The sequence below is a fragment of the Bradyrhizobium centrolobii genome, assembly GCF_001641635.1.
Lineage (GTDB): Bacteria > Pseudomonadota > Alphaproteobacteria > Rhizobiales > Xanthobacteraceae > Bradyrhizobium > Bradyrhizobium centrolobii.
In genome coordinates this window covers 26,464-40,185 of record NZ_LUUB01000120.1, presented here as the reverse complement: position 1 = coordinate 40,185, position 13,722 = coordinate 26,464, and the positions used below count along the sequence as shown (strand labels likewise).

The 13,722-nt window shown below is 65.5% G+C and carries 12 protein-coding genes; 10 read left to right on the top strand and 2 right to left on the bottom strand.

The window, feature by feature from the left end; all coding sequences use genetic code 11:
- Positions 1 to 14 precede the first annotated feature (14 nt).
- Positions 15 to 881 (bottom strand): IclR family transcriptional regulator, encoded by an 867-nt coding sequence (locus AYJ54_RS42395; RefSeq protein WP_136624312.1) that lies wholly within the window; start codon positions 879 to 881, stop codon positions 15 to 17.
- Positions 878 to 1,933, bottom strand: a complete 1,056-nt coding sequence (locus tag AYJ54_RS42390; protein ID WP_063708420.1) for a Gfo/Idh/MocA family protein — start codon at positions 1,931 to 1,933, stop codon at positions 878 to 880. Before AYJ54_RS42390 ends, AYJ54_RS42395 begins: the two co-directional genes overlap by 4 nt.
- 191 nt (positions 1,934 to 2,124) lie before the next feature.
- On the opposite strand from AYJ54_RS42390, the gene AYJ54_RS42385 reads away from it, so the two are divergent.
- The 10 genes from AYJ54_RS42385 to AYJ54_RS42345 all read left to right on the top strand — a co-directional run bounded on the left by AYJ54_RS42385 (position 2,125) and on the right by AYJ54_RS42345 (position 13,346).
- Positions 2,125 to 3,387 (top strand): ABC transporter substrate-binding protein, encoded by a 1,263-nt coding sequence (locus AYJ54_RS42385; protein ID WP_063708419.1) that lies wholly within the window; start codon positions 2,125 to 2,127, stop codon positions 3,385 to 3,387.
- A gap of 78 nt (positions 3,388 to 3,465) precedes the next feature.
- A complete protein-coding gene (locus AYJ54_RS53625) occupies positions 3,466 to 3,627 on the top strand; it encodes an ABC transporter permease subunit (protein WP_283808769.1) in 162 nt (53 codons plus the stop codon).
- Positions 3,628 to 3,656: 29 nt separating this feature from the next.
- Positions 3,657 to 4,334, top strand: a complete 678-nt coding sequence (locus tag AYJ54_RS42380; RefSeq protein ID WP_283808768.1) for a branched-chain amino acid ABC transporter permease — start codon at positions 3,657 to 3,659, stop codon at positions 4,332 to 4,334.
- Positions 4,331 to 6,862: a branched-chain amino acid ABC transporter ATP-binding protein/permease gene (locus AYJ54_RS42375; RefSeq protein WP_082906112.1), complete on the top strand. Its 2,532-nt coding sequence runs from the start codon at positions 4,331 to 4,333 to the stop codon at positions 6,860 to 6,862. The genes AYJ54_RS42380 and AYJ54_RS42375 overlap by 4 nt, the downstream gene beginning before the upstream one ends.
- 17 nt (positions 6,863 to 6,879) lie before the next feature.
- A complete protein-coding gene (locus tag AYJ54_RS42370; RefSeq protein ID WP_063708417.1) occupies positions 6,880 to 7,689 on the top strand; it encodes a shikimate dehydrogenase family protein in 810 nt (269 codons plus the stop codon).
- A gap of 5 nt (positions 7,690 to 7,694) precedes the next feature.
- Positions 7,695 to 9,419 carry an FAD-dependent oxidoreductase gene (locus AYJ54_RS42365; protein ID WP_063708517.1) on the top strand — a complete coding sequence of 575 codons (1,725 nt, stop codon included), beginning with the start codon at positions 7,695 to 7,697 and terminating at the stop codon, positions 9,417 to 9,419.
- A gap of 22 nt (positions 9,420 to 9,441) precedes the next feature.
- Positions 9,442 to 11,169: an FAD-dependent oxidoreductase gene (locus AYJ54_RS42360; protein WP_063708516.1), complete on the top strand. Its 1,728-nt coding sequence runs from the start codon at positions 9,442 to 9,444 to the stop codon at positions 11,167 to 11,169.
- Positions 11,170 to 11,186: 17 nt separating this feature from the next.
- Positions 11,187 to 11,801 carry an NIPSNAP family protein gene (locus tag AYJ54_RS42355; RefSeq protein ID WP_063708515.1) on the top strand — a complete coding sequence of 205 codons (615 nt, stop codon included), beginning with the start codon at positions 11,187 to 11,189 and terminating at the stop codon, positions 11,799 to 11,801.
- Between the two features lie 10 nt (positions 11,802 to 11,811).
- On the top strand, positions 11,812 to 12,642 hold the full coding sequence (locus AYJ54_RS42350; protein WP_063708416.1) for a sugar phosphate isomerase/epimerase family protein: 831 nt from the start codon (positions 11,812 to 11,814) through the stop codon (positions 12,640 to 12,642).
- Positions 12,639 to 13,346, top strand: a complete 708-nt coding sequence (locus tag AYJ54_RS42345) for an SDR family oxidoreductase (RefSeq protein ID WP_063708415.1) — start codon at positions 12,639 to 12,641, stop codon at positions 13,344 to 13,346. The genes AYJ54_RS42350 and AYJ54_RS42345 overlap by 4 nt, the downstream gene beginning before the upstream one ends.
- Positions 13,347 to 13,722: the final 376 nt, after the last annotated feature.

The window sequence follows — 13,722 nt, the reverse complement described above, 5'->3', positions numbered from 1 at the left end:
AGGACTCGCATTGCTCAGGATGCATTCGTGTCGAAGAAGCTGCCGTGAGGCCGCCCGCCCTGAAGGCCAGGCGAGGCGAGCGTCGCCATCGAAAGCTCCTGCGCGGTCTGCACCAGCGCCGGCGCCAGCTCGAGCATTCGCTCTTCGGAGAGGCGAATATGCGGACCGGCGATGACGACGGCACCGGTCACCTCCTTGGTCTTGGGATGGCGGATCGGAGCAGCGGTCGCGTTCATCCAGGGCGTATAGGTCTGCAGGCAGAGGCTGACTCCCCGCTTGCGGGTCTGACGCAGATACTTCTGCAGTGCCGGCCAGCTTTCCGGCGCGCGCGGGCCGTAGTCCTTGCGCAATCCGTAGCCCTGCTTTTCGACGAGTGCGCGCGCGTCATCGTCGGAAAGACAGGATAGCCAGGCGTGACCGCTCGCCGAGCAGGACAGGCGGCCGACCTGCCCCATGTCCGGGTCGTAGCGCAGGCCGGCGGGCGAGCCTTGCGCCTTGGCGACCCAGACGAGCTCGCGCCCGTCGATCATGGCAAGGCGCACCAGTTCGCCACTCTCCCGCGCCAGACGATCGAGCAGCGGCTGGGCGAAATCGGTGATGCCGCTGCCAGCGAGGAAAGTGAAGGCAAGCGATGCGATCTTGGCGGTGAGCTGATAGGCGCCCTGCTCGCGCTCCTGCTTGACGTAGCCGTGCTCGATCAGGCTTGTCAGTACGCGATGCGTGGCGCTGCGCGGGATGTGCAGGGAGTCGGCAATCTCGAACAGCAGCATGCCGTGGGCGTTGGTCGCGAGCAGCTCAAGCACGCCGAGGGTGCGCTCCAAAAGGCCGCTCGGCGCGTCGCCGGACTCCGGGTTCTTCAGCATCAGGGCGTCCTGATTCACAATTCCATCTCCTGATCAGGGCGCACTATCTGGCCGGTTTTGGCGGCTTTGTGAACAGCCATTGTGGCCCGCAGCGTCAGCGCGCCGTCGCGCGCGGTAATCAGCGGCCGTTCCTCGCCGCGAACCACCCGCGCCAGATGGTCGAGCTGGGCTCGGTAGGGATCGCCACGTTCGAACCTCACGCTGTCACGCCTGATCGGGGCGAACCAGCTCTTGCCCGAAGCATAGTGCCAATGGTCGAGCGTCGGCAGCGCCAGCGAGCCTTCGCTGCCACTCAGGAAATGCGTCTGCACCGCGACGGGCTGTGGCGGATAATTCGGACTCTCGCCGCTTGCAAGGTCCCAGCTCCAGGGCGTGGCCGCGGTGTCGCTGAGGTTCAGCGTCACCAGCGCGCCATTGGCGAGGCGCAACAGGACGGCGGCACTGTCCTCGACGTCAAAGCCGCGGACCGCGTTCGACGCGATTGCCTGAACCGATACGATCTCGCCGCAGAGATGACGGATCAGGTCGATCTCGTGAATGAGGTTGATAAGCACAGGCCCGCCGCCGGGCTCGCGCCGCCATGCCATCTCGAAATAGTCGGCGGGCTTGTAGAAGGTATAGAGCACGGTCGCGTTGGTCAGACGGCCGAGCGCACCCTCGGCGATCATCGCGCGCGCCCGGCGGATGATCGGATTGTGCCGCCGATGATGCCCGACCAGGACGGGAAGGTTTGCGCGCTCGGACGCGACCGCGATTGCGGCCGCATCCTCAAGCGTACTTGCGATCGGCTTCTCGACCAGCGGCACGATGCCGCGCTCGATACAGGCGATTGCGAGCTCGCGATGCGTCGCATTCGGCGTGGCGATGACCGCCGCCTGCGGCTTCACTTCACGCAACAGATCGTGCGGGTCCGCGTACCAGGGCACGCCGAGGCCCTCCGCATAAGCTCTTCCCGCAGCTGAAGGTTCGGCAATTGCTGCGAGCGCGCAGGAGTCCAGACGGCGCATGGTTTCGACATGGGCCCGCCCGATCGCGCCAGCGCCGAACACTGCCACCGCGACCTTCGTCATCCCACGCTCCTCCCATCAACCGGCATTGCTTCGGAACGGCTTCTAGCACGCGCCTTCCAAAATTGGAATTGGATTCCAATTTTCAATTTTAGATATTGGAATCCAATTCCAGTCATGTTAGGGCCTCCGGCAAGAGCCGCATGTACGGCCGACCGGCAATGACTGGTTTTTGGGAAAGGGGAGGATCGAAAATGACCGAACAGAAGAAAGCGCTCGCAACGACAGGCTTACGCATCGGCCGGCGCGGATTGCTGCTGGGCGCCACATCGCTCGCCGCATCGCGCCTCGGCATGCCCTATATCGGCAACGCCGCCGCCGCCGAACCGATCAAGATCGGCATGATCTGGGCCAAGACCGGATCGATCGTCGATCAGGCGGAATATCTCGCCCAGGGCGGCATGCTCGCGCTGGAACAACGCAACAACACGCTTCTGGGACGGCCCGCGGAGATCGTCTGGCTGGATGAACCCAATCCGCAGGGCGCGCAGCAGAGCGCGGAGCGCCTCGTCGGCGAGCAGAAGGTCGTCGGAATGGTCGGCGGTGCGCTGTCGTCGTTCGCGCTTGCGATCTCGTCGGTCGCCAAGAAGGCCAAGATCCCCTACGTCGCGGCGAATGCGGCCACCGGCGATCTGACCGGCAAATCCTGCAACAAATACACCTTCCGCCTCCAGCCGCCGGTTGACGTGCACGCGCGCATTCTTGCGCCCTATTGCGCGTCGATCGGCAAGAAGTGGTACCTGCTGACCGCGTCCTACGCATTCGGCCAGGACATCAAGCGCGCCTTCACCGACTACATCACCGCCAATGGCGGCACGGTCGTCGGCGCCGACGAAGTCCCGGTCGGAACGCCGGATTATTCGTCGTTCATCCTGAAGATCCGCGCCGCCAAGCCCGATGTCGTGATCGGCGGCATTGCCGCCAGCGACCTCACCACCTTCCTCAAGCAGTGGAGCGAGCTCGGCATGAAGGGCAAGATTCCCTTCGCCGAGATTTCGGTCGGCAACACCGATCTGTGGGGTGTCGGCCCCGAGGCCGCCGACGGCCTCTACACCATCACCTGGTGGTACAGGAATCCGAACAATTCGCCCGAGGAACAGGCTATGGCGGCGGCTTACGAGAAGAAATACAGCCGGCCGGCCGCCGACAAGGCCTGGATGGGCTGGCTCGGCATGAAGAGCCTGCTCGACTCCATCGAGGTGGCGAAATCGACCGAGCCCGGCGCCATCGTCCAGGCGCTCGAGAGCTGGAAGTATCGACGCGGCGACATGGACATCGGCTACCGCGACTTCGACCATCAGATGACGAGCCGGCTCCTCGTTGCGGGCATCCACCCGAAGATCACCGACAAGTGGGACTATTTCGACGTCAAGGCCGAACTGCCGAAGACGCCGGACGACATCGCCAAGGCCTTCGGCGCGCAGGCCGACAGCGCCTGCAAGATGGACACGCTCTGACGTCGTTTCAAAGCGTCGCACGATGTCACGGCCGATGGCCGCGGCATCGTGCGACGTGCCCTAACAACGGATGACGCCATGCTCGATATGATCCTGTCGCAGGCCGTCAATGGCCTGGTGCTGGGCTTCCTCTATGTGCTGATCGCGATCGGCCTGTCGATCATCTTCGGGATGCTCGGCATCGTCAATTTTGCCCATGGCGCCTTCTTCGCGATCGGAGCCTATCTCGCTATGCCCTGAACAAGGAATTCGGCTGGTGGGCCGCGCTCGTGGCTCCCCTGCTGACCGGCCTGATCGGCGTGGTCGTCGAGATGGTCCTGATCCGGCATCTCTACGGCAACGAGCCGCTGCTCGGACTGATCCTGACCTTCGCCCTCGCGCTGTTGGCAGAGGCCGTGCTGCGGCTGATCTTCGGCGGCGCGCCGGTGCCGTTTGCCGCGCCAAAATTCCTCGCGGGCTTCGTCGAATATGGCCCGATCCTGATCACCAAGTACCGGATGTTCGTGCTGGCCACGACGGTCCTCGTGCTCGTGCTGTTCTGGGCGTTTCTCGCCTACACGCCCTATGGTCGGATCATCCGCGCCGGATCGCGCGATCCCGAGATGGTCGGCCTGCTCGGCATCAACCTGCCGATCGTCTTCACCGGGGTGTTCAGCATCGGCTGCCTGCTCGCCGGCCTCGGCGGATTGCTGGCGGCGCCGCTCTGGACCATCACGCCGTCGATGGCCGCCGGCGCCATCATGCCCGCCTTCGTCATCGTGACCATCGGCGGTCTCGGCTCCTTCCTCGGCGCCATCGTGGCTGGCCTCCTGGTCGGCATAACCACGGCCATGACCATTCAGTTCCAACCGGAATGGTCGGGAGCCGCCATGTACATTCTGATGGCCGCCATTCTCCTCATCCGCCCGCGCGGGCTGTTCGGTGAACGCTGGGAGAGGTTCGAGTGACACATCTTTCTGCGCTACGTCATCCGGCGGTCGTCGCCGCCCTCGTCTTTGCCGCACTGACCGCGCTCTGGTCGCAGCTCGGCTCGCCGATCTCGCTGATCACGCAGATCGCGATCTACACGCTCTATGGCGCCGGCGTGAACCTGCTCGTCGGCTACACCGGTCTCGTTCCGTTCGGTGCGTCGGTGTTCTTCGGCTGCGCGAGCTATGCGGCCGCCTTCTTCATCCTCGGACGCTACGGCAACGACCTCGTCTCGCTGCTGTTCGCGACGGCATTCTCTGCCGTGCTCGCGCTCGCGATCGGAGCCATTATCCTTCGCCGCAAAGGCCTGTATTTCTCGCTGCTCACCCTCGCCTTCTCCCAGATCGCGTTCGAGATTGCGTTCAAATGGACGGCCGTGACCGGCGGCGAGAACGGACTGCAGAGCGTCCACCGCACGAGTTTCACCAGCGCGTGGTCGTTTCATATCTTCGTGGTGGCGGTCACCGTGGCCTGCATATGGCTGCTGTGGCGGATTGCGCATTCCCCCTTCGGCCGCGTCCTGCAGGCGATAAGAGACAATGAACAGCGCGCGAGCAGTCTCGGTTATGATGTCCACCGCTTCCGTCACAGTGCATTGATCCTGACCGGCACCTTCGTCGGCCTCGGCGGCGCGTTGCTGACCCTGATGCTGGAAGGCGTTTACGCCAACAATCTGAGCTGGCAACACGCCGGCGATTCCCTGCTGATGACCGTCCTCGGCGGCGTTCACCACGCCCTTGGGCCGCTCTGGGGAGCCATTGCATTCATTCTGCTCGAGGACCGCCTGTCGGCCATCACCGAGAACTGGTGGCTGGTCTTCGCGCCGATCCTGATGCTGTTCGCACTGACCTCCCCGGAAGGCATGCAGGGCCTCTGGCAGCGGCTGCTCGGCCGGCAGCGCTGGACACTCGTCCGCCCCGATATCCCGCCGCGTCCTGCCGTGATCGCCCCGTTTGCGAGCAGCGCCGCCGGGTTTGAGCGCGGCAAGCTGTTGCTCCAGACGCTCAGGCTGAGCAAGAATTTCGGCAGCCTCGTGACAGCCAAGAGCATCGACCTCGAGGTCCGCTGTGGTGTGCTTCACAGCATCATCGGACCGAACGGCGCCGGCAAGACCACGTTCTTCAACATGCTGTCTGGCGCGCTGAAGCCCAGCGGCGGACGCATCGTGTTCGACGGCACGGAGGTGACCCAGTTGCCGATGCATGCGCGGGCCCGCCTCGGCATCGGCCGCTCGTTCCAGATCCTGTCGGTCTTTCCGAACCTGACCGTCTTCGAGAACGTCCGCGTGGCGGTGCAGGCCCAGCGCAAGGGATCGGGCCGGTTGCTCACCGATGCCTATGCCCTGGATGCGATCAACGCCCGGACATGGTCGATCCTCGATGCCGTCGGCCTTGCCGACGTCGCGGCCGAACAATGCGTCAATCTTCCGCACGGCGCGAAACGGCTGCTCGAGATCGGAATCACGCTTGCGATCGATTCCAAGCTGCTGCTGCTCGACGAGCCGCTGGCGGGGCTTGCGGAAGCCGACCGTGTCATCGTTGCCGACCTGATCAAGAAGCTCGCGCAGACCCACGGCGTGCTGCTGATCGAGCATGACATCGACCGCGTGCTCGCGATCTCCGACCGCATCTCGGTGCTTCACCAGGGACGCATGATCGCCGACGGAAAGCCCTCGGAGGTTGCCGCCAATCCCGACGTGATTGCGGCCTATCTCGGCGCCGCCAAGGACGGTGCGCAGGCTCCGCCTGCGGCGATCGAGCGCATCGCCCATGCCCGCGCCGCGGTCCTGCTCGAGGCCAATCGCGTCTCCGCGGGCTACGGCGGCAGCACGGTGCTCGAATCCGTAGACCTCACCGTGCACGCCGGCGAAGCCGTCGCCCTGCTCGGCCGCAACGGCGTCGGCAAGACGACGCTGCTGCGCAGCCTCTGCGGGACGCTCACCATCAGCAACGGCGATATTGTCTTCGAAGGCAGGCCGATTGCACGCCTCAAGCCCTATGAGATCAACCGGCTCGGCATCTCCCTGGTGCCAGAGGGACGCAGGCTGTTCCCCAACCTGACCGTCACCGAAAACCTGCAGCTCGCCGCGCGTCCAGGCGGCCTCGCACTGAATGCGGTGTTCGAGCTGTTCCCGCGCCTGCGTGAACGTCGTTCCGCCAAGGCCGAAAGTCTGTCAGGCGGCGAACGCCAGATGGTCGCAATCGCGCGTGCGCTCATGGTTCCGAGCAGGCTGATCCTGCTCGACGAGCCCTTCGAGGGCCTTGCGCCAGCCGTGGTCAAGGAGGTCATGGACGCCCTCATCAAGCTGCGCGGCGAGGTCGCCATGGTCATTGTCGAGCACCATGCAGAGCTCGTCCTTCCCATCGTCGATCGGGCCTATGTCCTGGTGAATGGCCAGATCGCCTTCAGCGGTGACGCGACGATCCTCGAACGCGATCACGAATTGCAGGCCCGGCTGCTTGGCGTCGTCCAGACCGAAGCGGCTCAGGCCCGCGGAGCGGCTTAACAACAAGAGAAAAAAAGATGATCAGCCTGAACCTGACCGGGGCAACCCGCCTCAACATCATTGTCGGTGATCCCATCGCACAGGTGAAGTCGCCCGGCGGCGTCACCAAGGCCTTCGTCGATCGGGGTTACGACGGAATTCTGGTCCCCGTGCAGGTCGACAGCGCCCATCTGAACGGCCTCCTGACGGCGGCAACGGAGATCCGCAATCTCGACGGCATCATCGTGACGGTCCCGCACAAATTCGCCTGCTTCGAATTCTGCGCCAGCTCCACCGAACGATCCCGCCTGCTCGGATCCGTCAACATCATGCGCCGGCGGCCCGAAGGCGGCTGGGACGGTGACATCGTCGACGGGCTCGGCTTCGTCGGCGCGGTGCTCGCCAATGGCGGCGATCCCACCCGCAAGCGCGCCCTTCTCGTCGGCGCCGGCGGCGCGGGTTCGGCGATCGCCATGGCCCTGGTCGAGGCCGGCGTTCGCTCGCTCGCAATTCACGACAACGACGTCGCCCGCCGCGATCAGCTGATCGCGAAGCTGACGACCCTGCGCCGGGCCGAGATCCATGCCGGCTCTGCAGATCCATCCAATTTCGATCTGGTCGCCAACGCAACTCCGCTTGGCATGAAGGCTGGCGATCCGCTTCCGGTCGACGTGTCGAAGCTCAAGCCCGGGACGTTCGTCGGCTGCGTCATCACCAGCCCCGCGGTCTCCCCGCTCGTCGAGGCGGCGCGACTCCTGGGGTGCCCGACCTCGACCGGCACCGACATGTACAATGCGCTGCAAAGCTCCATGATCGACTTCCTGCTTGTACGCGACGGATCGAGGTGAGCGCCATGTTCAAGACCATCGACGCAATTTCACCCGACGCGCGCTACGACCTCATCGTGATCGGCTCCGGAGCCGCCGGCATGGCCGCCGCACTGTTCGCAGCGATCGAGGGCCGCAAGGTCCTCGTGGTCGAGCGCACCGAATATGTCGGCGGCACCAGCGCGATGTCGGCAGCGACCACCTGGATGCCGAACTCGCACCATTCCAAAACCGTCAATCCCGACGACAGCCGGGAGAAGGTCCGCAAGTTCCTCGACGGCGTGGTCGGCAACCATTCGCCCGCGACGATGCGCGAGGCATTCCTGGACAGCGCGCCGGAGGCGGTCGCAACGCTCGAGGCCAACAGCGAAGTCAAGTTCCGCCCCTATGCGACCCATCCCGATTACGAGCAGCAGTTCGAGGGCGCGACCATGCGCGGCCGCGCACTGGAGCCGGTCCCGTATGACGGCCGCGGCCTCGGCGCCGATCTCGACAAGATTCGCCCGCCGATTCCGGAGTTCACGATTTTCGGCGGCATGATGGTCGATCGCACCGACATCGGTCATCTCCTCGCCATCCGGAAGTCGGCGCGCTCCTTTGTCCACGCGGCCAGTATTTTGGCACACTACGCCGGTGACAGGCTGAAGGGTCGGCGCGGATCGCGACTGGTGATGGGCAACGCGTTGATCGGCCGCTTCCTGGCGTCGCTGAACGCCCGCGGTGTGGACATTGTGCTCCGTACCGAAGTGCAGGACCTCGTAACCGAGAACGGCGCCGTCACCGGCGCAAAGCTCAGCTCGGGCACCACAACGCGGCAGGTCGCGGCGACCCGCGGCGTCGTGCTGGCCGCCGGCGGTTTCAACAGGCATCCGCAGCGACGCGGCGAATTGCTGCCGCAGGGCGAGAGCCACAGCCCTTCGGCACCGGGACACACCGGCGCCATGCAGGACATCGCGTTGCGACTTGGCGCACGCCTCGGCGAAGGCAATCTCGACAGCGCGTTCTGGGCTCCGGTCTCGATCCGGCGCCGCTCCGACGGCAGCACCGCGAGCTTTCCGCATTTCGTAATGGACCGAAGCAAGCCCGGCACCGTCTGTGTCGACCAGACCGGACGGCGCTTCGTCAACGAATCCGTCTCCTATCATCTGTTCGGGCGCGCGATGTTCGAGCACAACAAGACCGTGCCTTGCATTCCTTGCTTCATCATCACCGACGCGGTCGGCTTGAAGAAATATGGCCTCGGCATGGTGCGCATGGGGACCGGCAACCTCGCTCCCTATCTCGCCGACGGCTACCTGACCGAGGGCGCGACGATTGCGGAACTCGCCGGCAAGATCGGCGTGCCCGTGGCCAACCTCGAAAACACCATCGCCGCGATGAACCGCTATGCCGCAAGCGGCAAGGATGACGAATTTGGCCGCGGCACCACGCCCTATCACCGGGTCAACGGCGACGCCACAGTCGGCCCCAATCCGACGCTGGGCCCGATCGCGGCTGCGCCCTACTACGCGGTGCGACTCTATCCCGGCGATATCGGTGCTGCGACCGGGCTTGTCATCGACGAGTGGGCGCAAGTGACGCGGGCCGACGGCCGGCCGATCACGGGCCTCTATGCGTGCGGCAACGAGGCGAACTCCATCATGGGCGGGACCTATCCCGGACCGGGCATCACCATTGGCCCGGCTATCACCTTCGCCTACCGTGCCGTGCGCCATGCTCTCGGCGAGGCACATGCGCGCAACGCCGCGTAGGCAGGCCGAGAGACAGACCTTCATGGACAACGGTCAACGCCTCGACTGCGATCTGCTCGTTATCGGTTCGGGCGCTGGAGGCCTGTCCACGGCTGTCACCGCCGCCGTGCTCGGCCTCGACGTCGTGGTGGTCGAGAAAGAGGCGCAGCTCGGCGGCACCACCGCCTGGTCCGGCGGCTGGATGTGGATTCCGCGTAACCCGCTCGCGCAAGGAGCCGGCATCGTCGAGCCCCAAGACCAGCCGAAGCTCTATCTGAGCAACGAGCTGGCCGAGGGATATGACCAGACCCGCATCGAAATGTTTCTCGATCAGGGCCCGCGCATGGTCGATTTCTTCAGTAGCGAGACGCAGCTCGCCTTCATCGAAGGCAATGCCATCCCGGATTTTCACGGCAAGACACCGGGCGCCGCAACCGGCGGACGCTCGGTGTGCGCCGCGCCGTTCGACGGCCGCGCGCTCGGACCGCGCATTCGGGATCTCAAGCCGCCACTCGCAGAGACTTCGCCCTTTGGCATGGGGATCGCCTCGGGCGCGGACCTGCGGCACTTCCTCAACTCTCATTCGTCGCTGACCTCGTTCCTGCACGTCGCACGCCGCCTTGCCCGTCACCTGCTCGACGTGCTGCGCTTCGGTCGCGGCATGCATCTGGTCAATGGCAATGCGCTGATCGCGCGACTGGTGAAGTCCGCCGACGATCTCGGCGTCAGGATCATGACGGCAGCTCCGGCGCAGACGCTGCTGTCCGAAGGGCCTCGCATCGCCGGCGCCCGCATCATCCATGACGGCGCACCGCTCGACATCCGCGCCCGGCGCGGCGTCGTCCTCGCCTGCGGCGGCTTCCCGCATGACACCGCACGAAAGGCGGCTCTGTTTCCGCATGCGCCGACCGGGCGCGAACACTGGTCGGCGGCGCCGGAGAGCAACACCGGTGATGGCATCCACCTTGGCGAGACCGCCGGCGGACGAACGCGAACCGACCTGTCCGATAACGGCGCCTGGGCGCCGGTGTCGCTGGTGCCGCATCGCGACGGTTCGGTCGGCCACTTCCCGCATCTGATCGAGCGCGCCAAGCCAGGACTGATAATGGTGCGAGACGACGGAACGCGCTTTGCCAACGAGGCCGATTCCTATCACGACGTGATGAAGGCGCTGTTTGCCGCCACGCCTGCGGGCCGGCCGGCGGAGGCCTGGGCCATCTGCGACGCGAAATTCCTCAGGCGCTATGGGCTCGGCCGCGTCCGCCCGATGCCGTTCCCAATCATGCCCTGGCTGCGCAACGGCTACCTGAAGCGCGGCGCGAGCATCGAGGCGCTTGCCAGCGCCTGTGGCATCTCCGCTTCCGGATTGCGCGCGACGATCGAGCGCTATAACGGCTTTGCCGCGCGCGGCGAGGATCCCGCCTTCGGCCGCGGCGACACGCTTTATAATCGCGTGCAGGGCGACATGGCGCATCAGCCGAACCCGTGTGTCGCGCCGATCGAAGCCGGTCCGTTCTACGCCGTGAAGATCGTTGCCGGCAGCCTCGGCACGTTCGCCGGCCTCGACACGGACGAGCACGCCCGGGTGCTCGATGCCGAACACAAGCCGATCGACGGCCTCTATGCCGTCGGCAATGACATGGCGAGCATCATGGCCGGCCGCTACCCCTCCGGCGGCATCACGCTCGGTCCGGCCATGACGTTCGGCTACATCGCCGCTCATCACGCCAGTGGAATTCCGCTCAGGAACAACAGGTCGGCAGCCGCATGACCGCAAGGAGAGACAACATGCTCTACGAGATCGCGACGCTGACGGTGAAGCTCGGAACCGCGGCAAAGGCCGTGGCCGGAATTGGCGAGTATGTCGGAGCATCGGAGGCCAAAGGCTCGCTGCTCGGCTGCTGGGCCAGCGAGATCAGCGACCTCAATCAGCTCCTGGTGCTACGCTCCTTTGCAGATCACGAGGCCTGGCGCAGCGAGCGCGAACGCGCACTGCGCACGCCCAATCCCTTCAACGCGGGCGATGCCATCACCCAGCTGAATTTCGACACCTATGCACCGTTTCCGTTCTTGCCGCCGGTCGCGCCGGGCAGGTACGGCAACGTCTATGAAATCCGTACCTACCGGCTCAAGCATGGCGGTGTCGCACCGACGATCGCGGCGTGGGAAGCGGCGATACCGGAGCGCGTCAAGCTGTCGCCGCTGTCGATCGCCATGTATTCGCTCGACGGACCGCCGCGCTTTACCCATATCTGGCCGTTCGCGAGCCTCGATTCGCGCGCCGCAGTGCGCGCCGAGTCTGTCGCCAAGGGTGTCTGGCCGCCGAAGGGCGGGCCCGACTGGCTGACCGGCGACATGCGCTCGATCGTGGCGCTGCCGACCGCCATCTCGCCTCTGGCCTGAGGCGATCGCCATGACGCGCGTTTATTCGCTCGCCTATCTCACGTCGGTACCGCTGGCGCCGCCCGACGCAGTGGTGCTGGCCAAGAAGCTCGGTTACCAGGCGATCGGCGTTCGCATCGCACCCGCGGCGCCCAGCGGCGATTTCTCGCCGCTCGCGACCGACGCCGCGATGCTGCGCGAGACCATCCGCCGGATCGACGACACCGGCGTGCCCGTGTTCGACGTCGAGATCGCGCGGCTCGGCGCGGATTTCAAGGCCGACCAGTTTGCCTCGTTCCTCGAGACCGCCGGCAGGCTGAAGGCGCGCGCCATTCTGGTCGCCGGTGACGATCCGGACGAAGCGCGCCTGACGGAATCGTTCGCTGCGTTCTGCCGCGCCGCGGCGCCCTATGGCCTCACCGCCGATCTCGAATTCATGCCGTGGACCGCGGTGAAGAACGCAAAGGCTGCGCTCCGCATCGTGACCAATGCCGGTGAGCCGAACGGCCGCATTTTGGTCGACTCGCTGCACGCCGCACGCTCGGCGACTTCGCTTGACGAGATCGCAAGCCTGCCGCGGCAGCTCCTCAGCTATGCCCAGCTCTGCGACGCTCCGGCCGGCATTCCCGCAACCAATGACGAGCTGATCCACACCGCGCGATGCGCCCGGCTCTTGCCGGGAGACGGTGCCATCGATCTGCGCGGATTGGTCCGCGCATTACCCGGCGATCTGCCGCTGAGCCTTGAAATCCCGAACGACGAATGGCTGCCAAAGCTTGGCGCGGAGGAATGGGGCCGCCGTGCGCTTGCTGCGGCTCGCCGGATCGTAGCCGAGGCCGCGGAAGGAAGGGTTACAGCATGACCGGACTCGATTTCGCAGGACGCATCGCCGTCGTCGCAGGCGGCTGCGGCGGCATCGGCCAGGCGGTGCGTGCACGGCTCATCTCTGCCGGCGCGACCGTGATCGTCTGGGACTTGGCGGAGGGCGCGGACTCCCGCATTGATCTCACCAGCGAAGCGGCCGTCAACAAGGCGATGGCGGTGCTCATCGGGCGCTTCGGTCAGATCGACGTGCTGGTCAATGCCGCAGGCATCACCGGACCGACCGTCAACATCGAGCACTACGGCCTCGCCGACTGGCGGCGCGTGCTCGACGTCAACCTCACCAGCACCTTCCTCTGCTGCAAGGCCGCCGTGCCGCCGATGCGGCAACGAAACGCCGGGCGCATCGTCAACCTGGCCTCGATCGCCGGCAAGGAAGGCAATGCCGGCATGACCGGTTACTCCGCGGCCAAGGCCGCCGTGATCGCGCTCACGAAATCACTCGGCAAGGAGCTGGCGGGCACGGAGATTCGCGTAAACGCGGTTGCACCAGCCGTGATCGCCACCGAGCTCGTCAAGCAGATGTCGGATGAAGCGTACCGCAATGTGCTGGCAAAGATCCCGCTTGGTCGCGCCGGGCGGCCGGAAGAGGTCGCCGCACTGGTCGCCTGGCTCGCCTCCGATGAATGTTCGTTCTCGACCGGCGCGGTGTTTGACCTGTCTGGTGGGCGGGCAACATATTAAGCGAAGGATCACCGAGAGGAGATGCCGCCGTTTCTTCCTTGGTGTGCATCGCCCCACGCCCAGGAGCGATCGATTTGCAGCATCGTGGAAGGTCCGGATCGTAGGCCGTGACGAGAATGTTCTTCGCGCCGAGGCGCGCCCGTCTCGAAGGAGGGAGTGAAGGAAGCGACGTCCGTCTCCGGCCCGAACGCAACGACCTCGAGATCGGCGACGGTTACCCCAGTCGACCGCAGCCGCTGCAGCGTCTCCCGAGAGAGCGGCGCATCGTCCGGCGATAGGCAACCCGCCAGGCGTTGTGGGCAACAGTCTCAGTCCGACCTTTTCGTAGCCACGGCGGGCGGCCGGCTCGATCATCTCGGGCGGCGCAAACTCGAGC